The organism is Parafrankia colletiae (assembly GCF_001854655.1).
Taxonomy (GTDB): domain Bacteria; phylum Actinomycetota; class Actinomycetes; order Frankiales; family Frankiaceae; genus Parafrankia; species Parafrankia colletiae.
This window is the reverse complement of sequence record NZ_MBLM01000137.1, coordinates 25,105-49,101: the sequence shown is the minus strand read 5'-3', so window position 1 is coordinate 49,101 and position 23,997 is coordinate 25,105. Positions and strand designations below refer to the sequence as shown.

The following is a 23,997-nucleotide window of genomic DNA, read 5'->3' as shown; positions in this document are numbered from 1 at the left end:
CCCCTCCATTACCCGGTGACACTGCTCCGGAGCACACTGTCGACCCGACACTGAAAGAATCTGTCAACAGACAGCGTCGAGTCGGTGTCCCTGGGTAACGGAGAGGCTAGGGGCTGGTCCGAGGAGYGTGCTCAGAAGCCAGCGCGGGTAGCGAGGCGGGCCGTGCTGGCGAGGCGGGCGGCGGAGGTGCCCAGCCCGGTCGGGGAGCCGAAGGGCGGGACGCCGGCCGCCGGATGCGCCCGGAGCTCGCCCTCGTCGTACCGACGGGTGCGCTGATGCCACCGCAGTACCGCGGCCAGCCAGTTCTTCAGGTCGGCGACATACCGCAGCAGCCCGTCCCTAGCCTGGTCGGTCAGGCCGTACGCGGCGAACAGGGCAGGCAGCTCACGATCGACAATGTGCTCGAACTGGTGCATACGGGCCGTCATGAGGTCGTTGACAACCGCCACGGCACGTTCCGTCGAGCAGTCGAGAAAGGTACGCATCACCAGCACGCCGTTGTTGAGCTCTCCCTCGAACTGGATCTCCTTCTGACAGGAGAAGATGTCGTTGAGCAGCGCGGCGTAGTCCGCGGCGGAGTTCTCCAGCGCTCGGACCGGCCGCGCCGCGAACACCTCGGCCGGCACGGCCGGTTCCTCGTCCGACCCGGCCTGGCCCGACCCGGCCTGGCCCACGCGGGCGAGGCTCAGGCGGGCCAGGCTCATGGTCAGGTCCGAGCCGAAGGTCGCGCGCCGCATCTCCAGATAGTCGATCGGGTCGGGTACCCGGTTCGCGGCGTGGTTGTCCAGCTCCCAGAGCCAGCTGTCGATCATCACCTCGATCGCGGCCCGGAAGACGCGGCGCCCGTGCGGGCTCAGCGGCGACGCGGTGCGCACCCACAGATCGGCCAGCGCCCGTTCCAGCGGAATGACCGGCGGCGGCATCGCGTCGGTCACCGCCCCGAACTCCACCGGCAGGAACTCCTTCAGCCGCTCGGTGCACGCCTTCGCACCGGCGAGGTCCCGCGTCCGCCCGAAGACCACCGGGTAGTAGTCGTCGGCGTAGGTGCCCCAGGTGAGCCAGTGGGCGGAAAGATCCAGCTCGTCCCGGCCCGCCGCCGGAGCGATTCCCGCGGAGCAGAGCGGGAAGTCGTAGGAGCGGAGCTTGTGCTCGTCCCAGATGCCGGGCACCGGGTCAAGCAGGCCCATGGCGCGGGACCAGCGGACAGTCTCCCGACGAGCGCCGGCCAGATGCCGGTTCTCGCCGGCGGAGAAGGGCATGTACGGGTCGGGTGCGCGCACCTTGCCGATGACCTCGAAGGGCACGTGGCTGAACGCGCGCAGCCGCTGCGGCGCCGTCACCACGATCGATTCCAGTACTCGGGCGGCGGACGTCCCCAGCCCCGCCGGCCCGGCCGGGAGCACCCCCGCCCCGGCCGGGAGGGCCACCGTTCCGGCCGCGCCCTCGTTCATGTAGCGGCTGGAGCGCAGGTGCCACTCGTGACCCCCTGACTGCCAGTCCTGCAGGCCCTTCACGTAGGCGAGCACAGCTGCGCGGGCGGCCGGGTCGACCCCGCGTTCCTCGAGCATCGGCGGGACCTCGCTCAGCGCCGTGTGCTCGAACTGGTGCAGCCGGGAGGTGAGCAGGTCGTTGACGAGGTCGGCTGCGGTCTGCGTGGGGCAGCCGAGGAACCGCTCGGTGACCAGCACGCCGTTGCTCAGCTCGCCTTCGGACTCGACCTCCCGCTGGTAGGAGAACAGGTCGTTGCGCAGGTGGATCGCGTCGGCGAACGTGTCACGCAGCACCCGCATCGGCCGCAGGCCTGCGATCCCGGCCGGCACCTCGGCATCCGCGGCGTGCTCGACGAGGTTCGCCGACCAGGGCGCGCCGCCGACCTTGCGCCGCATCTCGATGTACTCGACCGGGTTCGCCACCCGGTTCTCGTTGATGTTGGCGAGTTCCCACAACGATTCGTCCAGCAGGTTGCGGGTGCTCTGCACGAAACGGTGTCGCCAGGCCGCCGTCCGATCCGGCACCGTTCGCACCCACAGATCGCCCAGGCCCCTTTCGACCGGGTTCTCCGGTGTTGCGTCGATCGCGCCGTCGAGGGGCATGAAGGCACGAAGCCGATCGAGGTAGCCGCGCGCACCGGCCATGTCGCCGGTCCTCTTGAAGAGTTCGAGAAAATGATCGTCGAAATAGAAGACCCAGACGTACCAGTCGGTGATCAGGTCAAGCCGTGCGGGAGACGCGTCCGGATGGGTGTAGGCGCACAGCAGGGCATAGTCGTGCGCGTCGAAGTCGCGCTCGCTCCAGACCATCACCCCGTCGCCGGGGGCTCCGATCATTCCCATCTCGGCGGCCCACTCCCGGCTGTGGGTGYGGGCCGATGCGAGATTCGGGCTGCACCGGGCCGGATAGGGTACGTAGAAACGCGGCAGCGTGAAGGGCTGCATGCCCTAGCGACCGATCTCCACGTTCTCCAGCACCCCGAGCGCGTCCGGGACGAGAACGGCGGCGGAGTAGTAGGTCGTCACGAGATAGGAGATGATCGCCTTCTCGTTGATGCCCATGAACCGCACGGAAAGTCCCGGCTCCAGYTCGTCGGGCAGGCCGACGTGGTTCAGCCCGATCACGCCCTGGTTCTCCTCGCCGGTGCGCAGCGCGAGAATCGACGTRCTCCCCGCCGCACTGACCGGAATCTTGTTCACCGGCAGCAGCGGAACGCCGCGCCAGGCCGGCACRTGCTGGTCGTGGAACAGTGCGGTGGCCGGGTAGATGCCGCGCGCGGTGCACTCCCGCCCGAACGCGGCGATGGCCCGCGGGTGCGCGAGCAGAACATGGGTGCTGCGGCGGCGGCTCAGCAGCTCGTCGAGGTCGTCCGGGGTTGGCGGGCCGCTCCGGGTGTGGACGCGCTGGCGCAGGTCGGCGTTGTGCAGCAGACCGAAGTCGCGGTTGTTCACCAGCTCGTGCTCCTGGCGCTCGCGCAGCGCCTCGACGGTGAGCCGCAGCTGCTGCTCCAGCTGGTTGATCGGCTCGTTGTACAGGTCGGCGACCCGGCTGTGGACCCTCAGCACGGTCTGCGCGACGCTGAGCTCGTACTCCCGGGGAGCCAGCTCGTAGTCGACGAACGTCCCCGGCAGGACCTCCTCGCCGACATGGCCGGACGAGATCGAGATCTCCGCCTCGCCGTGCCGGTTCTGCGCGGGTGCGGGGCGGCTCCGGTAGTCGTCCACCCAGGCCCGCAGCGTTTCGGACGCGTCGAGGATCTCCTGGAACCGCTGACGGGGAAGCACGAGCACGGTCGTCCCTGTGAGGGCGCGGGCCGTGTGGTCCCAGGTCGCGTCCGGCTCGGTCAGCGCCTGCTCGCCGAAGTACTCGCCGGTGCTGAGGATGCCCAGCGACCGCTCCTCGTCGTAGGCACCGGGGCCGAACCGGCCCACCTTGCCGTAGGCGACGAGGATGACCTCGTCCGCGGCGTTGCCGGCCTCGACGATGACGTCCCCGGCGGAGTACTCCCGCTGGACGAAACTGTCGGCGAGCGTCGTGAGCTCCCCACCGTCGAAGCCCCGCAGCAGCGGCAGCTCGGTGAGCTCCGCCGGGACGACGCGGATGTCGGATCCGGTGTTCGTGAAGGAGACCAGACCGTCACCGGCGATGTAGGTCAGACGCCGGTTGACGCGGTACACACCACCAGCCGTGTGGACCCACGGCAGTACCCGCAGCAGCCAGCGGGAGGTGATCTCCTGCATCTGCGGCACGGATTTGGTGGTCGTGGCGAGATTCCGCGCGGCCGCGGTGCTGAGGCTCAGCTGATCAGCGAGATCGGTTCCGGTGGTGACGTTCACAGGCTCGGTCATGGCATGCATCACCCATCTGTCTCTCACGTCTGTACACGACGAAAAAACTGTTATGGTTACCCGTTTCCACGGCACCACAGGTCCACGGAACGGCCATGACAGGGCGGCGGACATGCCGACGGCAAAATCCCCCGATGTGCTTCACGACATACATCGCCGGACATACATCACCGGCAGAACGCGCATGGTGCGGGGCGCCGACTCGGCCGCGTTGAACAAACGCCATCCGGCGCGATGTGAGCTTYCCGCACCTCCCCCGGGCGCGGCAAGAACTTCCGATAACCAATCAAGGGCTGGTTCGAGGTGATGGTCCGTCCTGGTCCAGCCCTTTTCCTGTTCCGAGCACACCGGGTGAGGAACCTCGTCACGCATCCGGACACCGGTCTCCGGCGGTACGGCCGCCGGCCGGTTGCCGGTAGATCAACGACGCCCTGGGCGCGCCGCCGTCTCCCGGCAATCTTCTCTCCTGCGGGTGYCGCCGCCGTGGCATTGGTGGAGGCGTTTGCCGTTCCCTGTCGAATATTTCGGCGCGACATTCCAGCGCGCCGGGCACCRCCGCTTCGGTTCCTCCGCCGGACGACGCGGGGAAGCCGACCGGCAGCCACGCACAGTCCGTAGCCACCGCACCTCGGGTACCGGCCCGGACTGAGGATGTCCCGGGAGCACCCATAGCTCGATCTGGCTAGCCGGAGAGCTACCGAGGGCACCCGTCACGGCCCTCGAACGCCACCGCCCGGGTACCGGAGGACAAGGATGCGGACCCGTTCCGTGGTCCAGGCAGGCGCGCGCAGCAGTGGCCCGGTACGGGCCCTCGAACGCAGACGGCCGGTCGACCCGACAGCACCCGCGGTCAGGTCGACCGGCCGACAGCCGGCGGGCGGCGCTCAGACCGCGATCGGCAGCTTCTCGTAACCGCGCACGGTGCTGGTGTGCAGCCGCACCGCGTTGTCGTGGTCGACGCCCCAGTTCGGGAAGCGGCGCAGGGTCTCCTCGATCGCGATCCGCCCCTCCAGCCGGGCCAGTGCGGCACCGAGGCAGAAGTGGACGCCGTGGCCGAACGAGACGTGACTGTCGAAGTTCCGGCGGACGTCGTAGCGGTCGGGGTCGTCGTACTTGCGCTCGTCCCGCCCGGCCGAGGCGGTCAGCATCAGGATCCGGGAGCCGGCGGGCACGGTCGTCCCGTACAGCTCGACATCCCGCATGACCTTGCGCGCCTGCACCGGAGAGGGCGCCTCGTACCGCAGCGTCTCCTCGATGGCGTTCGGGATCAGCGAGGAGTCGGCGGCCAGGTCGGCCCGCTGGTCGGGATGGGCGTCGAGCAGGACGCAGGCCCAGCCGAGCAGCCGGGCGACGGTCTCGGTGCCGGCGCTGACCATCTCGTTGGTGATGGTCGCCGCCTCGGAGGTGGTGAGGCTGYGGKTACCGTCGCCGYCCTTCACCTCGGCCTGGACGAGCGCGGTGATCATGTCGTCACGAGGGGACGCGCGGCGGTCCTCGATCTGCGCGGCGAAGAAATCCCGCAGCCGCCTGGTGGCCGCCATGGAGACCTCGTTGATCATCCCGGCGCCCTCCTCGATGTGGAAGGTCGTGTCGATCATCCGGCGGACCTCCTCCCGGTCGGAGGGGTCGACACCGATGAACGCGGAGATCACCATGGACGGGAGCACCGCGGCGAAGTCCTGGATGTAGTCGAATCCGCCTCCGCCCACCTGCGGGTCGAGCAGCTCGGCACACACCGAGCGGACCTGCCCCTCCAGCGCGGCGATGCGCCGGGGTGTGAAGGCGCGGGAGACCAGCGTCCGCAGCGTGTTGTGCACCGGCGGGTCGGAGAAGATCAGGAAGCCGGGCGGGATCGGCTCCTCACCCATGATCTCCAGGATGGTGCCGTAGGCCGAGCTGTACGTCTTCGGGTCCAGGTGGACGGCGTCGACGTCGGCGTGCCGCGAGACCGCGAAGAAGTCGTACCTGTCGTTGCGGTACAGCGGATGCTCGTCGCGCAGCCGGCGCCAGACCGGATACGGGTCGACGTCGATGACCTTGTCGAACGGGTCCCAGTACACGTCATTGGCATCCTCCCCTCCCTGAAGAGAGGGGATTCCCGGACCTCGCGATACAGGTTCCTGCTTCACTGACAGACGCCTCCCCGCTCTAGGAGCGGAGTGGTCTCACTCCGTCTCCACAGGCTTTCACGGCGAGYCCCGCCGCGAGTATGTTCCTGGCCGCGTTCACATCCCGGTCGTGGTGCGCGCCGCACCGGTGGCACGTCCACTCCCGGATATCCAGCGGCAACGATTCGGCCAGCGCCCCACACGCCGAACACGTCCTGGACGACGGGTACCACCGATCGATGGCGATGACCGTCCGCCCATACCAGCGGGCCTTGTACTCCAGCATGGCCCGCAGATCCCGCCACCCCGCGTCCGAGATCGCACGGGCAAGGCTGTGACTGCGGACCATGTTCCGAACCGCCAGGTCCTCGACGACCACCACCTGGTTCTCGCGGATGATCGCCGTGGACAGTGCGTGCAGGCCGTCGCGGCGACGGTCCGAGATCCGCCCATGGATCCTCGCGACCCTTGCGCGGGCCCTGGCCCGGTTGCGGGAGCCCTTCTGCCTGCGGGACAGGTCCCGCTGCGCGCGGGCGAGCCGTTCCCGGTCGCGGCGCTCGTGCCTCGGGTTCGCGGCCTTCTCTGCGTTCGACAGGGTGACCAGCGACGACACACCCATGTCGAGACCCACCGCCGCACCCGTCGCAGGCAGGTCGGACACCACGTCCTCGACGAGGATCGACACGTGGTACTGGCCGCGGGAGTTCCGCGACACGGTGACCTGCGACGGGTCGGCCCCCTCGGGCAGCGGCCTCGACCAGACGACCTCCAGCGGCGCCGACTGTTTCGCCAGCGTCAGCCTGCCATCCCGGAAGGCGAAGCAGTTGCGGAAGTAGGTCGCCGAGTCGGTCGTCTTCCCCTTCTTCTTGAAGGAGGGGTAGCCGGCCCGCTTCTGCCAGAAGTTGACGTACGCCGTCTGCAGGTGGCGCAACGTCGCCTGCAGCGGCCCCTTCGACGGCTCGGCGAGCCACAGCGTGCCCGGGTCGCGTTTCCACCCGGTGAGCATCCTGTCGGTCTCGGCGTGGCTGACCCGGCGCTGTTCCAGGGCCCATGCCCGGTGCCGTTCGGCCAGTGCCCGATTGTAGACGTAGCGGACACAGCCGAACGTCTTCGAAAGATTCTCCGCCTGTTCCGGATTCGGGTAGAAGCGGTAGTGATATGCCCGCTTCACCACCCGAATCACCATAGCCGGCAGAATACATCACGCCGCTGTCACCTTGACACCRGAGTCGATGCACTAACCCTGCCCTGAGGGGCGGGGCCTGCGGGCTACCTTTCTCGGTCACCGGTCGGACCTTTCTGTCTCGGAGCCCGCGCCGGACCGTTCCCCGGAGTCGGGATACCGGCGGGCGAACCTGCGCCTCTGCTGCCCTCGCCCGGCACGCGAACATCCGCAGCTGCGAGACCAGAAACTTGTGTTGTGTCACAGTACTGACGCGAAATCACTCACGTCAACCTCTCCGCATCCCGGCTGCACGGTCGGGCTCGCCGGGCCCGCGCGCAGGCTCCCGGCGCAGGCGCACGGCGTGTGCTTATGGGCGGAACCCACCTGACACGAAAGCCAGGCGCGGTCCGCGGCCCCGGAGCGTGCCGGGCGGGCCCGGCATCCGTCTACACCCTGTGGAGATCCCGTCAGTAGACTGCCTCCACATGGCCGCGTCGGCACACCCTGACGATGACACCGCCGGCATCACGCACACCGCCGGCACCGGCACCTCCGTCCACACCACCGACGGCGGCGACGGTTCCGGCGACGACGGTTCCGGCGCGTTCGGCGGTGACGATGACGACCGCGCCGAGGGCGAGAGCGAAGAGGACGGCGCTTCCCCGGACCGGCGCCGGTACGACAGCCCGCTGCGGCGCAGGCGTGCCGCCGAGACCCGCGAACGCATCGTCGCGGCCGGGTCGGCGCTGGTCCACGGCTTTCCGACCTGGGACTGGAGCAGCCTGACCTTCCGCGCCGTCGCGGACCGGGCCGGCGTCAGCGAACGGACCGTCTACCGGCACTTCGCGACGGAGCGGCAGCTGCACGACGCGGTGATGGGGCGGCTGGAGGAGGAGGTGGGCCTCTCCTACGACCAGCTTCGACTGGACGACCTCCCGGCCCTGGCCGACCGTGTCCTCGCGTCGCTGTCGACGTTCGAGGTCTGGCGCGGCGTGGCCGCCTACCCGCAGCCCCCGTTCGTGGCCGAGGACGAGCGCCGCCGCGCCGCGCTGCTGCGGGCCGTGACCGAGGCAGCGCCGTCCTCCTGGTCCCAGGAGCAGCGCCTGGAAGCCGCCGCCGCCATCGACGTGCTCTGGAACCTGCCGACCTTCGAACGACTGATCACCGGCTGGAAGCTGGACGCCGCCCAGGCGACCAGCACCGTCACCTGGGCCATCGGGCTGCTGGTCGAGGCGGTCCGCGGCCGGCCGCCGGGCACCCTCCCGGTGCCCGGTCAGCCGGCCCCAGACCGACCCCCGGCCGTTCCCCCCGTACCCGGCCAGATCGGCCCGGACTGATTCCTGGGATCCCGGCTGATCCTGGGATCAGCTCCGGCAGGATGCCCCGGAGCAGGTGGCCAGCCTGTCGAGGCGCGCGTCGAGCTGGGCGACGAGGGCGGCGTTCTCGTGCCGGCCCTGCGGAGTCGCCAGCAGGTTGACGAGCTGGTAGGGGTCGGCGGTCAGGTCGTAGAGCTCCCGCTCGTGGACGCGGGGAGCCCGGTCGGCGTCGTACCAACGGACATAGAGGTGGTCTTCGGTCCGAAGGCCACTCCACGGCGGCAGGTCCAGGAACACACCGGTGACGTTCTCCACCTGTTCCTGGACGACCCCGTCCTGGCCGTCGACGCCCGGACCGGCGTACTGGCCGAGGAGGTCGGTGCGCCAGGACTGCGGCGCCTCACCGCGCAGGAGCGGAGCCAGCGACTGGCCGTCGATGTCGGCGGGAACGGGAACTCCCGCCAGATCGAGGAAGGTGGGGGCGAGGTCGATGAGCGCGACCATGTGCCCGTCCGTGCCGGGGATCACTCCCGGCCCCGCGACCACCAGCGGGATCCGCATGGACTCCTCGTACGGGGCCATCTTCTGGGTCAGCCGGTGGGAGCCGAGGTTGTAGCCGTTGTCCGAGGTGAACACCAGATAGGTGTTGTCGAGTTCGCCGGTGTCGCGCAGCGTCCGCACGATGCCCTCGACCATCTCGTCGAGCGCGTACAGCGAGCCCATCCTGTCCTGGTAGTCCAGGTCGTTGACCGCCGCCACCCGGGCCGATCGGGCCTGCGCGCTTTCCTGCAGCCACCACGGCTTGTCGGAGACGTCGGCCTCGTCGTAGTTCGGGGTGCGCGGAGCGGCGGCGCCGGCGAAGGGATTGTCCGCGTGCCGCGGTGCCGGGGGCAGCGGCAGATGCGGGGCGGTCGAGGCCRCATACCAGAAGAACGGGGTGTCGTCGGCGGCCGCGCGGCGGATGAAGTCGGTGGACTTCGCGGCCACCACGTCGGTGGAGTAGCTGGTCGTTTCATCCCCATAGTCCACGAGGGTGCCGTTCTCGTTCAGCGTGTAGTTGTAGCCGGTGTAGAAGTTGTTGTCGACGCTGCCGTACCACTCCGACCAGCCCGGCGGAATGTGCGTCGGGTCGTCCTCGATACCGTTCATGTACTTTCCGGCCAGACCGGTGCGGTAGCCGCCGTCCTCGAGATACCGGGCGAACGTGTGCTCCTCGTTGCCGTTGCGGGCGAACGTCGCCCATCCACCGGTGTCACCGGCGTTGGTGAGCACCCCGGTGTTGTGGCCGTACTTCCCGGTCAGGATGGTGCCGCGGGCCGGGCAGCAGATCGGCGTCGGCGCGAACCCGTCCGTGAAGGTCAGCCCGGTGTCCCTGATCAGGGCGGCGGTGCGCGGCATCGCCTCCCAGTACGGCGAGGTCGTCTGATCGAGGTCGTCGGCGAGGATCATCACGAAGTTGGGCTGCTCGCCGCCGGCCGCCGTGTCCGCCGCCGCCAGTCTGGTGGCCGCGGTATCCGCTGCCCCGCCGGGCGTGGCGGTGGCGCTCAGCGCGGCCAGCGCCGTCAGCGCGACGCAGCTCGCCAGGCCAGCGGCCCCGAGACGGGCCCGCCGACCGAGACGGCGATGCCGTGCCATCACCGGTCTCCCGTCCGGGCACGGACCGGGGAGTGCGCTGCCTGTGGACCACTGTTCGGAGTCTGCTTCCGCATGCGACCAGCCCACCCTGCGGTCGTGTACGGAGAATGCGGCCCGGATGTGGAGAACATGTGAGGAGCACATGTGGGGCACACGCGCCTCAGACGGGTTTCAGAGGCATGACTGATGCGCTGGTCGGGTCGGTATCCACCGGCACCGGGGCCGGCGCCGCCGCCGGCCGCCGCCGGCCGGAGAGATCCGGCCGGCGCACCGGTCACATGGCTCACCCAGTCCAGGAGAATGTCATGCATCAGCAGCGACGGGTCCGTGCCGGTGCGGCGGTGCTCACCGGCGGGCTGCTCCTCGCCTCGGCGGCCTGCCGAGGGCAGGTGGGGGACACCACCGCCGACCCGCCCCCGCCGGCAGGGGCGAACTCGCCGGCCGCCTCGACGCAGTCGTCCGCGTCCGCAGCCGCTGCGTCCGCAGCCGAGCCCGAGGCGGCGCCGGCCGGCGCGGGAACCGGGGGCGCCGGCTCGCTCAGCATCAGCATCACCAGCCCGGTCACCATCGCGGGCCACGTGAGCACCCCGGTCAGCTGCCAGACCGGCGCGCGTCGCTATGTCGAATCCGCGACCGGCGCCACCGGCGGCGCAACTGTCACGCAGAGCGTTCGAGTAGCCGCCTACAGCGGACCAGGTACCTACCCGGCGCTGGTCACCGTTTCCGTACTGGCGGCCGACTCCGAGCGGTACGCCGTCGAGGCGGCGCCCGCGTCGGTGACCATCACCCAGACGGGTGGGTCTGTCGACTTCAGCGCGGCCACCGCCGCCGGGCGTTCCCTGTCGGGATCGATCAGCTGGGCGTGCTCGGCGAACTGATCGCGATACCGTCGGCGCCGGATGGCCCCGCGGGCAGTGTGATCCGCACGGTCAGGCCCTGGCCGGGGGCGCCCGTGGCCTCGGCGGTGCCGCCGTGGGCGGCGGCCACCGCGGCGACAATGGACATCCCGAGGCCGCTGCCACCCCGCCCGCGGTCCCGGCCGGCGGACGAGCGGTAGAAGCGGTCGAAGATTCGTTCCAGGTCCGCGGGCTCCAGCCCGGGCCCTTCGTCGCGCACCTGGAGCCGTACCCGTCCGGCGGAGACGTCCAGGCTGACCTCGCCCGGTGTTCCCGCCGGGGTGTGCACGCGGATGTTGGTCAGCAAGTTGCCGACGACCTGCCGCAGCCCGTCGGAGTCGCCGCGGACCTGGCATTCCGGCGGGGCGTGCACCGCCAGCGGGCGGTCCGGCTCGACCGCCGCCGCGTCGGCCGCGGCGTCCCGCACGATCGCGGCGAGGTCGATGGTGCGGTGTTCGGGCTGCCGCTCCTCATCCAGGTGCGCGAGGTAGAGCAGGTCGTCGACGAGAGTGCCCATGCGCCGGGTCTCGTCCTGCACCCGCCGCAGCGCGTCGTCCCTGCCGGCCGGCGGGACGACCCCCTGCCGCAGCAGGTCGACGTACCCGCGGACCGACGTGAGCGGGGTCCGCAGTTCGTGGGACGCGTCGGCGACGAACCGCCGCAGCCGGTCCTGCGAGCGTGCCCGCTCCTCGAAGGCGCGCTGGATCTGCGCCAGCATGACGTTGAGCGCGGTGGCGAGCCGGTCGGTCTCGGTCCGGCCCGGGCCGTGCGGCACCCGCCGGGCGAGATCGCCGTCCGCGATGGCGACCGCCGTACGGGTGACGTCCCGCAGCGGGCGCAGGCCGCGGCCGAGCAGGAACCAGGCACAGCCGCCACCGAGCGCCAGCACCGCCGACCCGGCCACGACCTCGATGAGGATCAGCTGGCTCGTGGTGTCCCGCACCGGTCCCAGCGGAAGTGCGACGAGGTCTATGAGGCCGCCCGGCAGCGCGCCGACGACGACCCGGTACGGCCCCCGGGAGGTCTCCAGGGTGAACGGCCCGCCGGACGCGATCCGGGCGTCGACGTCGTCGACCTGGGGCAACAGGCCGTCCCCGCCGGCCAGCGCGAGCACCGAACCGTCGGGTTGGCGCAGCTCGATCACGAAGTCCGTCGGGGCCACCGCCCGCTCCAGGCCGGCGGCGCCGAGCAGAGGCGCGAGCCGGGTGAGCGCGGTCAGGCCCCGGGCGCCGAGCAGGCTCTGCGCGCTGTGCAGCCGGGTGTCCGTCTGGCTGACCAGGTGCGAGCGCAGGGCCAGCACGCTCGCCGTTCCCACGATCGCCAGACAGGCCGCCAGCAACGCCAGCAGACCGGCGATCAGGCGGACCCGCAACGTCACGGCGACCCTCCGGCGGCGACGTCCAGCTGTGCCCTCAACCCGGAGCCAGGCCCGCCTGCCCGGCCTGCCCGGCCGGGCCAGCCGTTCGCAGGGCGTAGCCGAAGCCGCGGTGGGTGTGGATCAGCGGCGGGCCGAAGGCCCCGAGCTTGCGGCGCAGGTAGCTCACGTACTGGTCGACGACGGTCGCCCCACCGCGGTAGTCCTGGCTCCACACGGCGTCGAGGATCTGCTCCCGGGACAGCACCCGGTTCGGGTTCACCAGCAGGTAGCGCAGCAGCCTGAACTCGGTCGGCGCCAGCTCGACCGGGTGGCCGGCACGGGTGACGCGGTGTTCCACCTCGTCCAGGACGACGTCGGCGAAGGTCAGCGCGGTCGCGGTCGCGGGCCCGGCCAGCTCCGGGCGCCGGCTGCGGCGCAGCACCGCCCGGACCCGCGCGACGAGCTCGTCGATCGAGAACGGCTTCGTGATGTAGTCGTCCCCGCCGTAGGTCAGCCCGGCGACCTTGTCACTGTGGCGGTCCCGCGCGGTGAGGAACACCACCGGGACGTCGATGCCCTGGTCGCGCCAGCGGCGGCACAGGTCGAGGCCGTCGCAGTCCGGGAGCATGACGTCGAGGACCAGCAGGTCCGGGCAGTCCGCCGCCACGGYCGCCGTGGCCTCGCGGCCGCAGCGGGCCAGGGTCACGCCGAAGCCGTGGAAGCGCAGCGCCATCCCCAGCATGTCCAGGATGTTCGGCTCGTCGTCGACCACGAGCAGCCGCGGCGCACGCCCGTCCCCATACACGTTCCCGGCGACTTCGCCCATGTTCCCGGCGCCCTCCGATCCGGTGGCCTGACCCCGCGCAGATCATCCCGACCGCCGCGGCCCGTCGCCGACGGGCCGCGTCGCTGGCGGGCGCCGTCGCTGACAGGCCGCGTCGGTCCGGCATCCATATCATCCGAGAAAGATGTGAGTCCCGTTCGAGGCCGCCGTGGGGACGCCCGGCAGGCCACCGCTCACGTCACAGAGGCGCCGGCCTCGCTCACGCCGCGTAGGGACGCTTGTCCCTGGCCTCGGCGAGCGCGACCGCCCACCATGCCAACTGCGCGATCATCTTCTGGGCGGCGCCGTTGCAGCCGTCGGGATCCTTCGGCGTGCCGTCGGGGTGGAACCGGTTCCAGGCACCGTGGAAGCTGACCGTGTCGCGGACGGTCACCGCGTGCAGCTCGGCGAACACCTGGCGCAGGTGCTCGACCGCGCGGAGCCCGCCCGACTGGCCGCCGTAGGAGACGAACCCCACCGGCTTCGCCTGCCATTCGTTGAAATGCCAGTCGATGAAGGTCTTCAGGACAGCCGGGTAGCTGTGGTTGTACTCGGGTGTGATCACGACGAAGGCGTCGGCCGCGGCGAGCTGCCGGGTGACGTTCGCCAGTTCGTCGACGTCCGGGCCGCTGGCGGTGCCCAGGCGCTCCGGCAGCCTGACGTCGTCGAGGTCGATGACGCTCGTGACGACCGCATCGTGGGCGGCGGCCTGCTTGGTGAACCACTGCGCGACGACCGGGGCGAAGCGCCCCACCCTGGTGCTTCCGACGATTACCGCCACATTGACGGGCTGCTCCAGCATGGATGTCCCCTCGTTTCGCAGGTCGGTGAACCTGCTCTTCTCGAACTCTGTCCCGGACGCTAAAAGCTAAAGCCAGGTCGAGGTCAAGGATGTCTCCGGCGAAGTCCTGACCCGGCGCCGTTGACCTCAACAGAGGTTGAGGTTGCACACTCGGCCGGTCGCAACGAACAGGAGATCGTGACCCATGAAGGCAGCCGCGTTCTTCGCCCCCGGCCCGCCCGATGTCCTCCAGCTGATCGAGCTGCCCAGGCCCGAACCCGGCCCCGGCGAGATCCGGGTGCGGGTGCGCGCCGCCGGCGTGCAGCCGGCCGACCTCGCCGTCCGCCAGGGCTGGGGGCCTCCCGGCATCGAGGTGAGCTATCCCCAGATCCTCGGCAACGAGTTCGCCGGGACGGTGGACCTGCCCGGCCCCGGCGTCACCGGCCTCTCCCCCGGCGACGAGGTCCTCGGCTACCGCACGCTGGGCTGCTACGCGGAGTACCTGGTGGTCCCCGCCGACCAGGTCGTCGCCCGGCCACCATCGCTGCCCGCGCGGATCGCCGGCGGTCTTTCCGGCGCCGGGCAGACCGCCCACACAGCGGTCGAGGAACTCAAGGTCGGCCCGGACGACACCTTCCTCGTCCACGCCGCCGCCGGCGCCGTGGGCACCGTCGCCGTCCAGCTCGCCCGGCTCGACGGCGCCACCGTGATCGGCACCGCCAGCCCCGCCAACCACGACTACCTGCGGTCCCTCGGAGTGATCCCCGTCGCCTACGGGGACGGCCTGGTCGACCGTGTCCGTGCCGTGGCGCCGCACGGAGTCACGGCGAGCCTGGACGCCGCCGGCGCCGACGGCCTGCGCGCCGCCGTCGAGCTCGTCGCGGACCGGCACCGCATCGGCACCATCGTGGCCTTCGACCTCTACCGGGAGCTCGGCGTCCGCTGGCTTGGCAGCAAACGTTCCGCCGCCCGACTGTCCGACCTGGTCACCCTGTACAGGCAGGGAAAACTCAGGATCGAGCTTCGGCAGGCCTACCCCCTCGAGCAGGCCGCCGCAGCCCACCACGATGTCGGCACCGGCCACGGTCGGGGCAAGGTCGTGCTGACCTGCTGACCTACTGACACCTACTGACCCCTCCCTGACCGACCGCGAACGTTCATCTGCACGTGGTCGCGCCCCGCCGGGCAGCCGGGACAGGTCCTGTTGTTCCGACGCTCGTCAGATGTAGTTGACCCGCGACCGGGTAGCCGTGCGTCATGGACCTCACCACCGTCTCACTGGTCGGGCTCGTCGCGCTCGCACTGCTGTTCGACTACACGAACGGCTTCCACGACGCCGCGAACGCGATCTCGACGGTGGTGGCGACCCGGGTACTGCGCCCGCGCTGGGCTGTCGCCTGGGCGGCCTTCTTCAACCTGGTCGCCTTCGCGGTGTTCGGCACGCTGGTCGCGAACACGGTGGCGGCCACGGTGAAGGAGGAGTTCGTCAGCCTGGCGGTGATCTTCGCGGCGCTGCTCGGAGCGATCACCTGGAACTATCTGTCCTGGCATCTGGGCATACCCACGTCGTCGTCGCACGCGCTGGTCGGCGGGCTGGTCGGTGCGGGCCTGGCGGCCGCGGGCACCGACGCGATCAAGGCGTCCAGCGTGCAGAAGACCCTCCTGTTCGTGGTCATCTCCCCGGTCGCCGGCCTGCTGGCGGGAATGATCATGATGGCAGTGCTGCGGCTGCTGCTCGCCCGCCGTGACGTCGAACGGACCGAGCGAGGCTTCCGGTTCGCACAGCTGGCATCCTCCGCGGCGGTCTCGCTCGGGCACGGAGGCAACGACGCGCAGAAGACCATGGGCGTGATCGCCGCCCTCCTCGTGGCGACCGGGCACCTCGAGGGCGGCGACAAGATCGATATTCCGCTGTGGGTGGTGCTGGCGGCGCACGTCGCGATCGCCGCCGGGACGATGTCCGGCGGCTGGCGGCTGGTCCGCACGATGGGCATGAGCATCACCGAACTACGCCCCGTGAGCGGGTTCGCCGCGGAGACCTCGGCAGCGGCGGCCATCTTCGCGTCGACGGCCGTGGGGGCGCCGGTCTCGACCACCCACACCGTCGCCGGGGCCATCACCGGGGTGGGTACGGCGAACGGAGCCGCGCCGGTGAACTGGACGGTGTTCTCCCGGCTGATCGTCGCCTGGATCGTCACCATCCCGTTCGCGGCCGGCTGCGCGGCGGGCATGTACGCACTCACCCAGATCCCGCTCCAGCCGCTGGCCGCGAGCCTGATCACCGTCGTGCTGCTGGCCCTGCTCGCAGCGCTGTGGCTGGCCCTGCGCAACGCCCCCCGGGCCGGTGACATCAGCTCCGATCTCGCCGAAGGTCCTGCCGGCCCCGCCGGGGAGGAGATCGTCCCGATCCGGCCCGGCGCCGGATCGGTGATCGCCCACGGCGGCCCCGGCCCGTCCGCCGGCAGGGACAGCCGGTCCGCAGGCACGGACAGCGGGTCGGAGGGCGCGGGTGAGTCGTCCACCGCGGGCCGGGGTTCTCGCACGGACCCGCGCTCACCTCTGTAGCGGTCGCCCACCGAACAAGTCAGCCGCCTCCCCGACAGGAGCAGGATGCCGGACAGCAGCAGCACCAGCGCACCCACGCGCCACGAGACCGGTGTCAACACCGACACCGGTCGCGGTGCGGCGACATCCCACACCGTGGTGATCGTCCGACATGCCCTGGCGCTACCGAAGAAGACCTGGACGGGTGAGGACGCCGCCCGCCCGCTCACCGCCCGCGGGATCCGTCAGGCCGCCACCTTCGCCACCGTGGTCACCCGCGATCTCGCGGTCCGGCAGGTGCTGACCAGCCCGACCCTGCGGTGCGAGCAGACCGTCGCGCCGCTGGCGGACGCGCGCGGGCTGCCGCTGCGCCGGAGCGCGATGCTCGGCGTCGACGGTTCCACCGAGGCGCTGCTGGACCTGCTCACGTCCGACGAGACGGACGGCAGCGTCCTGTGCACGCACGGCGAACGGATCAACGACCTGTTCCGAGCCTGGCAGGCACGCGGATGGCGGGGCTGGCCAGGGGCCGACGGCCGCACCCGGAAGGGCGACGCGTGGCTGCTGCGGGGGCAGCCTGCCCTCGACGCCACGGTCGAGTACCTCGCCACGCCGGAGCATCGAGACCCCCGTCCCGGCCCTGACCACCACCCCGGCCCGGTCCATCACCTCTAGGTCTCCACCGACCCATCGTGGCCTGTGGGCTACCCGCGGATCAGCAGGACGATCAGGGCTGTGACCACTCCCAGCGCCACCGCGCCGGCGCCGTGGACGAGCCGGTGCGAGCGCAGGACGGGCAGGAACCGGTCCGCCGCGTAGCCACCGGCCCCGATGAGGGCGACGGCGGCACCGGCGACGGCGAGGAACAGCTCGTACTCAAGGCCCCCGGGCGCGAAGAACCCACCATCCCACTTCACCGCCGCCGCATTGATCATCGTGCCGATCACCGCGGCGGCGGCCAGCGGAGTGAGGAAGCCGAGGATGAGGCCGAGCCCGCCGAGGGTCTCACTGAGCCCGGCGATGACCGCCATACCCTTGCCCGCGGGATAGCCCGACATGGCGAAGAACTGGCCGGTGCCGTCGAGACCGCCACCGCCGAACCAGCCGAACAGCTTCTGGCTGCCGTGCGCAATCATGATCACTCCGAGACCGAGCCGGAGCAGCAGCAGCCCGATGTCGGATCCGAGCGAGGGCGCCACCGAGGCACCCGGACGAGAGGATCCGGGGACAGTCGAGAGGCCTCGCACGGTCTGGGTGTCGGCCAGAGATGGCACCAGCACTTCTCCTGTCTCTGCCACGCGGGTCGTGGACCCGCGTGTCCGTCTGTCTCCGGTCCGCCGACGGCAGGTCGCGCCCGACCGAAGATCGTTCAATTTTGAACGACTTGGGGGGACCTTACCTGGTCGTTCAAATCTGAACCACCTACGGAGAGTGGTTTTCCTGTCCGCCGCGACACCTTCGGGCGGCACGCGATCACGACATCGGACCACCCGGGCGGCGGCACCGGAGCTGCCACGGCGCAGCTCGAACCGATTCGAGACTCCCGCAGGGGGGCAGGCGGCCGCCCGCCGAAACCAGCATCAGCTCCGGGCGCGGAGCCTCAGCGTATCGTTGACACTACCCAAAGCGACGGCGATGGTGTCCCGCTGCTCGGGCGTGAGAAGATCGATCAGGCAGTCGCGCACCAGGGCCACATGCCCGGGCGCGGCGGACTCCAGTTTCCGACGGCCGTCGTCGGTCACGACCGCGAGGATCCCCCGGTCGTCGGTGGGGCAGGAGCGGCGCTCCACCAGCCCGGCCTTCTCCAGCTGGGCTACCTGGTAGGTCAGGCCGCTCTTCGAGGTGACCATGAGATCGGCCAGCTCGGTCATGCGCAGCGCACCGTCGGGAGCACCACTGAGGCGGACGAGGATCTCGTACTGCGCGTGGGAGAGCCCGCTGTCGACCTTGAGCTGATGTTCGACAAGACGCATGAGCCGGTTGCTCGCCTCGAGGAAACCGAGCCACGCGGCCATCTCCCGCTCGTCGAGCCAGCGGGGTTCCTGCATGAACCCAAGCCTAGCCGGACCGGCCATCGGCCAGAGCGGGGAATGTCGTGCGGAAGGCGGCCACGAACGCGGCCGCCTCTCGACCTCCTGACCCGCCGAAGACGAGCGAAGACGGCTACGGCTTGCGGCCGACCCCGCCGAAGATGTGCAGCGGCTGCGGCTCCGACCCGGCGGCCGGCCGCCAGAGCGGCGTCGAGACCACACCCGGCTCGACGAGTTCGAGGCCGTCGAAGAAGGACGCGACCTGCTCGGGGGTACGCAGGTTGTAGGGGTGCCCGTCCGCCTGGGTGATCTCGATGGCCTTGTCCACGTCCTCGCCGTGCGTGCCGTCGTTGAGCGCGAGATAACTGCCCGGCCGCACCGCGTCGAGCAGCCGCTTCACGATGCCACTCGCCTCGGCGTTGTCGGCGACGTTCCCCACGATGCCGAACATGACGAGAGCGACCGGCTCGGAGAAGTCCAGGAGCTCGGCGGCCTCCGCGAGGATCCTGTCGGGGTCGCGCACGTCGGCGTCGACATAGGCCGTGGCGCCGCCGGGCGCGCTGGTCAACAACGCCCGGGCATGCACCAGCACCAGCGGATCGTTGTCGACATAGACGATGCGGGAGTCCGGGGCGATCCGCTGCGCAACCTCATGGGTGTTGTCGGCGGTCGGCAGGCCGGTGCCGATGTCCAGGAACTGGCGGATGCCCATCTCGCCGGCGAGGAAGGTGATGGTTCGGACGAGGAACTCCCGCTGCGCGCGGGCGACCCGCACGATGTCCGGGTAGACCTCGTAGACCTTGTCGCCCAGCTCCCGGTCGGCAGGAAAGTTGTCCTTCCCGCCGAGCCAGTAGTTCCAGACCCGAGCGGAGTGCGGAACGCTCGTGTCCACTCGCGACCATGCGCTCTGCGCCGGCTCGTCAGCAACCATGCAGTCCATCATGCACCCCCGGATTCATCCCGCGGTGGGAAGGCCACTGCCCCCCCCAGCCGAGATACGGCGGGTGTTGTCCGGCGTCCGGCGGCCGGTGTTCAGCTCCTATCGCGCGGTCACTCAGCGGTGCGCAGCGACCGCCTGTCAACGATGCAGAGGCCGGATCCCCGGAAGAGGTAACTGTGAGACTTCGGCCGCGATCAGAATGACGCGACTGCTTCAGCCTCTTCCGGTTCTACGGCTCCACCCAGGTGTTCTTCGATCGCCGCTACCGGCCCGGCGACTTCGTCAGGATCCAGAACTGACGGCAGGACCGCACGCGGGCAAAGCACCTTCCGGGCCCGTCTCGTCAGGCGGGCATGGCCTCGCGGATGACGGCGACAGCCGCACCGGGATCGGGCACGGTGACGGTCACCGTGCGGCCGGTGCGAAGGGTCAACCGCAGGGTCGGCCCGGAGCGGACTGTGCAGCAGGTGCGGCGACCGGTCCACCAGAACCCGTAGACCACATACCAGGAGTGGAGGTCGATCACCTCGGCACGCTCGATCTGGTCGAGACCATAGGTGCAGCGCGGCCACCCGAGCAGCCCGAACCGGATCGAGACCCCGCCTGGCCCCGCCGTCGTCCTGACACTCGACCCGGTCAGCACGTTCACGAGCACGGCGACGATGACCACCAGAAACGGCAGGACCAGGCCGCGTCTGCTCCCGTCCGACGACCAGCCCAAGGCCAGGAGCGGCACCGCCAGCACGGCGCTGAGGGTGACCAGAGGCCAGTTCGTGGCCCGTCCGGTGTAGATCGAGTACTGGCCCCGGCCTGGGAACGCGGATGCCGTCACTGGACACCGTCCTTTCGGTGGGTCACGTCAGGTCCTCGATGAGACGGATCAGTTCGCTGCGCCCGAGCCCGTGCTGGCGGGCCACGGCCACCAGCGCCTGAGCTGCCTCGGTGACCGGGGTTGGCTTCGTGACGGCGGACGCGACCCGCGCACCGCGGCCCCGGCGGAACTCCAGCACGCCCTCGTCCCGCAGCTGCCGGTAGGCGGCGAGGACCGTGTTGCGGTCCACCGACAGGGCCGCCGCCAGCTCGGCCGCCGGCGGAAGCTGCTCCCCGACCGGCAGGTCTCCCGAAGCCACGCCCTGACGGACACACCTGGCGATCTGGTGCTGCAGCAGCTCTCGCGAAGAATGATCGATCTGCCATCTCATGGTGCTAGCATTATTAGCACCATCTGGAGCGTGGGTCCACCCAGGACCCGTTCGCGGCCAGCTACTCCCCCGTCAGACCGCCGGGTGGCTTGCGGCCGCGGACGCGGCCCGCACCACCCAGGCGCGGTACTCCTCGGGGGACCAGCCGCGCTGGACGACCAGGAGGCCATAGACCTGCGGCGAGAACATCGTCCAGATGGTGTCCCGGATGCGTTCGACCGCCTGGGGGTCATCCCGAACACCGAGTCGCTCGGCGAACGCGGCCGCGATGATCCCCGTCCCGGCCAACCGCTGCCGGTCCAGCTCCTCGGCCAGCGCCGCGATCTCGGGGTCGGCGTCCGCCGCCGCACGGACGACCTCGAACAGCGGATTCACCCGCGCAGCCACCTCGGACCCGGCCGCGGCGAACCGCTCGAGCACCTGATCGGCGGTCGTCGCCTGGTGCACGCGCAGCATCGCCGGCCGCTGGTGCAACGGCACCTGCTCGTCATCTCCCGCGATCGCGACGTCAACAGCGACCTTCAGCAGGTTGGCCTTGGACGCGAAGTGGGCGAACACCGTCGGCGCCGACACCCTCGCGGCCGCCGCGACCTGGGCGATCGAGGTCGACGCATACCCCTGTTCGACGAACAGCCGGGTCGCCGTGGCGATCACCCGAGCCCGGTTCTCCCGTGCCTGCGACTGCCGCCCGGTGGCGTCGTAGCGGCGGCGCGGCTGTCGGCTCGACGTCATTGCCTTACCTTAACCACTATTGGATATAGCTTGAGTAAGACGAAAGGAGCCGGCGATGAGACTGGCCTACGACGTGTTCGGGGAAGGCCCGACGATCCTTCTGATCCACGGCGGCGCCGAGGACGCCGACATGCTTGCRCCGCAGGCCGCGGCGCTGGCGGCGAGCGGCTGGCAAGCCGTCGCCTACGACCGGCGCGGCACCGGTTCGAGCACCCGCGACGACTGGCCGGGGAAGGGCGCCGACCAGCACGCCGACGACGCGGCCGACCTGCTGCGCGCGCTCGGCGCCACTCCCGAGCGCCCGGCGACCGTGCTCGGGTTCAGTTCCGGTGGCGTCGTCGCGCTGGCGCTGGCGGCCCGCCACCCCGGCCTGGTGCACGAAGTGATCGCCTGGGAGCCGGCCACCCTCGGCGTGCTGCCCGGCGGGGCCGAGACCCACGCCGCGATCAACGCCGCCGGGGAGCGGTACCTCGCCGATCACCCACAGGACTGGGTCGGTGCGTTCAGGACCACCCTCGCGGTCCTGTCCGGCGGGCAGGCAGACCTCGACGGCCCCGAAGTCGCCCGGATGTCGACGAACGCCGAGGCCGTCGTGCGGGACGATGCGCAGCTGATCACCAAGCACGTCTTCGCTCCCGGCGAGCTACCGGCCGACAAGGTCATCGTCGCCCTCGGTGCGGGCGTCAACCCGCTGCACCAGCAGATCGCCGAGTGCCTGAACATCCAGCACGGTCTGCCTCTCGTGCAGGTTCCCGACGCCGACGACCACGAGATCTACCTCGCCCGACCGCAGGTGCTCTCAGTCTTCCTCGCCACCCGGGCCGCACAGCGGCGAGACGAGGCGTGATGAGCACCGCCTGGAAGCCAGGGTCCGCCGCGGCGCCGCATCCGCCTCCGTGGCGCGAAGGGGACCTCCCCGCCACGCCGTCGGACACCTCCGCGAAGATCGACGCCTACCGGGTCGGTCTGCTGTGGGTGGCGGGTGTGGCCCTGGCCGGGATGCAGGCCGGTGGTGCGCTGTTCCCCACCCCGATCTTCCTGGTCATCGACGCGGTCTACGTCGCGGCGGCGGTGTTCGTGACCCGACGGGCGAAAGCCGCGGCCGCCACCGACCACGACGCCACCCTGGCCACCCCTCTGATCGCGTCGGCCGTGTTCGTGTTCGCCCTTGCGTCGCTGACCGGCATCCCCACCGCGGAGCATCCAGGCGCGATGCTCGCCAACACCACCGTCCTGCTCGTCATCGGTGGAGTCCTGCTCGCCAGCACAGTTCTGATCACGGCCAGGTTGTGGGACGGGCCCGGCCGGGCGCCCGCCGCACTCGCGCTCACCGCGCTCGGACTCGGCAGCGCCGGCTATCTCGCGAACCTGGTGGCCAGAGCCGCAGTGATCCTGTCCGGGGCGTCGCCGGCCCAGGTCGCCGTCGAGAAGACCGCCTGGCAGGCGAACGCCTATCTGCGGGGTCTGCCCGGTGATCCGGAGCCGATGGCGATCATGCTCGTCTGGCTGGATCTGCTGCAGCTGACGTACGTGATGCTGACGCACCTCGCCGTCATCGCGCTGACGATCGGCCTGCGGCGCGCCACGCTGATCTCGACGCGAGCCGCCGACCGTGTCGTCCTCGGCGGAGCGCTGCTCGTCGGCCTCACGACGACAGCGGCGGCCCTCGGCGTCACCGGCGCGTTCGACGTGCCCGTGCTGGGCGCGGCGAGCGAGGCAGGAGCCACCGCGGCCTACATCCTCACGGCACCGTTCATGACCACCCTGCTGCCCTTTGCCCTTGGCGCCGCGCTGCTCTGCCGGTCCGGCCGCCCGTCCTCGGGCCATGCCACGACCGCGCCCTCGAAGACCTTTGGCAGCACCGAACCGGCCACGGGCGGTCGCGTACCGGTTGCGACGCCCGTGGCCGATTTCTTCGGAGCCGCGGGAACTCGTGGTCCTGAGGCGCTGGTCGCCAACGCCGGCATGCCGCGCGGCCCGCTTCCTGCCCAGCCCTGACCGGACTGCGCCCCGTCACAGCACCGGCTCTCGGGCTAAGGTTGCCGCTCCCCCGCAGACCACCCACAGGGGATCGAGGACAGATCCAGCTTTCGGGAAGCGTGACAGGACCATCTGGTGGCGCCTGTTCGTTGCGTCTTCGGATGGAGAGGACGCGCACCATGAGCATGATCGACRGGTGAGGGGTTGGTTGCGGTGCGCGACAAGGGCTGGTCAGCCAACGTGGATCTGCCCTTTGATGCGCGGGCTGCGGGGGCTGCCCGCGAGGTGCTGCGGGGGTTGCTTCTCGCCTGGGGGCACGACCGGCAGACCGACGATGCCGTGCTGGTGGTTTCGGAGCTGGTGACGAACGCTGTGCAGCACGCCGGTGAACGGGGCCAGCTGCGGCTGGCCCTCCGGGTCACCGGCGAGGTGCTGCGTCTGGAACTCGCTGACGGGTCGTCGGTACAGCCGGTGGCCCGAGAAATCGTCGATTCCGACGAGCGGGGCCGTGGGATGCACATCGTCGACCAGCTCACTGCCCGGTGGGGCGTCGAGACACACGGCGACGGCAAACGCGTCTGGGTCGAACTCGACTGACCCCACGGCGCCGGTACGGCGAAGCGGTTGGCCGACGATCCGTGCCTGCTCC

22 protein-coding genes are annotated in these 23,997 nt (G+C 70.6%); 8 read left to right on the top strand and 14 right to left on the bottom strand.

The genetic code is table 11. The features are described 5' to 3' along the window. Positions 1-131: 131 nt before the first annotated feature. From CC117_RS23510 to CC117_RS23495, 4 genes are all read right to left on the bottom strand, one after another. Complete coding sequence (locus tag CC117_RS23510) at positions 132-2,435, bottom strand: terpene synthase family protein (RefSeq protein WP_071087696.1); 2,304 nt, start codon at positions 2,433-2,435, stop codon at positions 132-134. 3 nt (positions 2,436-2,438) lie between these two features. Then, complete coding sequence (locus tag CC117_RS23505; RefSeq protein ID WP_071087694.1) at positions 2,439-3,839, bottom strand: family 2B encapsulin nanocompartment shell protein; 1,401 nt, start codon at positions 3,837-3,839, stop codon at positions 2,439-2,441. Positions 3,840-4,723: 884 nt separating this feature from the next. Beyond that, on the bottom strand, positions 4,724-5,899 hold the full coding sequence (locus CC117_RS23500) for a cytochrome P450 (RefSeq protein WP_071087692.1): 1,176 nt from the start codon (positions 5,897-5,899) through the stop codon (positions 4,724-4,726). Positions 5,900-5,987: 88 nt separating this feature from the next. Continuing rightward, positions 5,988-7,133: an RNA-guided endonuclease InsQ/TnpB family protein gene (locus tag CC117_RS23495; protein ID WP_071087690.1), complete on the bottom strand. Its 1,146-nt coding sequence runs from the start codon at positions 7,131-7,133 to the stop codon at positions 5,988-5,990. 464 nt (positions 7,134-7,597) lie between these two features. Here CC117_RS23495 and CC117_RS23490 point away from each other — a divergent pair, with 464 nt between their 5' ends. After that, positions 7,598-8,449, top strand: coding sequence for a TetR/AcrR family transcriptional regulator (locus CC117_RS23490; RefSeq protein WP_071087688.1), 852 nt, complete (start codon positions 7,598-7,600; stop codon positions 8,447-8,449). 27 nt (positions 8,450-8,476) lie between these two features. Here the strand turns inward: CC117_RS23490 and CC117_RS23485 are convergent, their stop codons facing one another. Continuing rightward, positions 8,477-10,063 carry a sulfatase family protein gene (locus CC117_RS23485; protein WP_071087686.1) on the bottom strand — a complete coding sequence of 529 codons (1,587 nt, stop codon included), beginning with the start codon at positions 10,061-10,063 and terminating at the stop codon, positions 8,477-8,479. A 305-nt stretch (positions 10,064-10,368) separates the two neighbouring features. Between CC117_RS23485 and CC117_RS23480 the strand changes: the two genes are divergently transcribed. Continuing rightward, a complete protein-coding gene (locus tag CC117_RS23480) occupies positions 10,369-10,941 on the top strand; it encodes a hypothetical protein (RefSeq protein WP_071087736.1) in 573 nt (190 codons plus the stop codon). On the opposite strand, the gene CC117_RS23475 is transcribed toward CC117_RS23480, so the two are convergent. The 3 genes from CC117_RS23475 to CC117_RS23465 all read right to left on the bottom strand — a co-directional run bounded on the left by CC117_RS23475 (position 10,916) and on the right by CC117_RS23465 (position 13,941). Further along, a complete protein-coding gene (locus tag CC117_RS23475; protein WP_071087684.1) occupies positions 10,916-12,337 on the bottom strand; it encodes a sensor histidine kinase in 1,422 nt (473 codons plus the stop codon). The two genes, CC117_RS23480 and CC117_RS23475, sit on opposite strands and share 26 nt — an antisense overlap. A 34-nt stretch (positions 12,338-12,371) precedes the next feature. Beyond that, positions 12,372-13,142: a response regulator transcription factor gene (locus tag CC117_RS23470; RefSeq protein ID WP_071087682.1), complete on the bottom strand. Its 771-nt coding sequence runs from the start codon at positions 13,140-13,142 to the stop codon at positions 12,372-12,374. A gap of 217 nt (positions 13,143-13,359) precedes the next feature. Continuing rightward, complete coding sequence (locus CC117_RS23465) at positions 13,360-13,941, bottom strand: NADPH-dependent FMN reductase (RefSeq protein WP_071087680.1); 582 nt, start codon at positions 13,939-13,941, stop codon at positions 13,360-13,362. Between the two features lie 184 nt (positions 13,942-14,125). Here CC117_RS23465 and CC117_RS23460 point away from each other — a divergent pair, with 184 nt between their 5' ends. The 3 genes from CC117_RS23460 to CC117_RS23450 all read left to right on the top strand — a co-directional run bounded on the left by CC117_RS23460 (position 14,126) and on the right by CC117_RS23450 (position 17,139). Continuing rightward, a complete protein-coding gene (locus CC117_RS23460) occupies positions 14,126-15,034 on the top strand; it encodes an NADP-dependent oxidoreductase (protein WP_071087678.1) in 909 nt (302 codons plus the stop codon). 143 nt (positions 15,035-15,177) lie between these two features. Then, complete coding sequence (locus CC117_RS23455) at positions 15,178-16,485, top strand: inorganic phosphate transporter (protein ID WP_084132654.1); 1,308 nt, start codon at positions 15,178-15,180, stop codon at positions 16,483-16,485. Between the two features lie 45 nt (positions 16,486-16,530). Beyond that, the gene (locus tag CC117_RS23450; RefSeq protein WP_071087676.1) at positions 16,531-17,139 is read left to right on the top strand and encodes a SixA phosphatase family protein; all 609 of its coding nucleotides are present in this window, start codon (positions 16,531-16,533) and stop codon (positions 17,137-17,139) included. 29 nt (positions 17,140-17,168) lie between these two features. Here CC117_RS23450 and CC117_RS23445 read toward each other — a convergent pair whose 3' ends face one another. The 6 genes from CC117_RS23445 to CC117_RS23420 form a co-directional block, all read right to left on the bottom strand. Then, positions 17,169-17,663: a DoxX family protein gene (locus tag CC117_RS23445; RefSeq protein WP_071087734.1), complete on the bottom strand. Its 495-nt coding sequence runs from the start codon at positions 17,661-17,663 to the stop codon at positions 17,169-17,171. Positions 17,664-18,044: 381 nt separating this feature from the next. Further along, the gene (locus tag CC117_RS23440; RefSeq protein WP_071087674.1) at positions 18,045-18,512 is read right to left on the bottom strand and encodes a MarR family winged helix-turn-helix transcriptional regulator; all 468 of its coding nucleotides are present in this window, start codon (positions 18,510-18,512) and stop codon (positions 18,045-18,047) included. Positions 18,513-18,627: 115 nt separating this feature from the next. Continuing rightward, positions 18,628-19,434, bottom strand: a complete 807-nt coding sequence (locus CC117_RS23435; RefSeq protein WP_241830352.1) for an SAM-dependent methyltransferase — start codon at positions 19,432-19,434, stop codon at positions 18,628-18,630. Between the two features lie 343 nt (positions 19,435-19,777). Next, the gene (locus CC117_RS23430; protein WP_071087672.1) at positions 19,778-20,266 is read right to left on the bottom strand and encodes a hypothetical protein; all 489 of its coding nucleotides are present in this window, start codon (positions 20,264-20,266) and stop codon (positions 19,778-19,780) included. A gap of 22 nt (positions 20,267-20,288) precedes the next feature. Beyond that, positions 20,289-20,636 (bottom strand): GntR family transcriptional regulator, encoded by a 348-nt coding sequence (locus CC117_RS23425; protein WP_071087670.1) that lies wholly within the window; start codon positions 20,634-20,636, stop codon positions 20,289-20,291. 72 nt (positions 20,637-20,708) lie between these two features. After that, entirely contained in the window at positions 20,709-21,368 is a 660-nt protein-coding gene (locus CC117_RS23420) for a TetR/AcrR family transcriptional regulator (protein ID WP_071087668.1), read from the bottom strand. Positions 21,369-21,423: 55 nt separating this feature from the next. On the opposite strand from CC117_RS23420, the gene CC117_RS23415 reads away from it, so the two are divergent. The 3 genes from CC117_RS23415 to CC117_RS23405 all read left to right on the top strand — a co-directional run bounded on the left by CC117_RS23415 (position 21,424) and on the right by CC117_RS23405 (position 23,945). Beyond that, positions 21,424-22,215, top strand: coding sequence for an alpha/beta fold hydrolase (locus CC117_RS23415; protein WP_071087666.1), 792 nt, complete (start codon positions 21,424-21,426; stop codon positions 22,213-22,215). Further along, positions 22,215-23,366: a hypothetical protein gene (locus CC117_RS23410; protein WP_071087664.1), complete on the top strand. Its 1,152-nt coding sequence runs from the start codon at positions 22,215-22,217 to the stop codon at positions 23,364-23,366. The genes CC117_RS23415 and CC117_RS23410 overlap by 1 nt, the downstream gene beginning before the upstream one ends. 195 nt (positions 23,367-23,561) lie before the next feature. Continuing rightward, positions 23,562-23,945, top strand: coding sequence for an ATP-binding protein (locus tag CC117_RS23405; protein WP_241830350.1), 384 nt, complete (start codon positions 23,562-23,564; stop codon positions 23,943-23,945). The last annotated feature ends 52 nt before the right edge of the window (positions 23,946-23,997 follow it).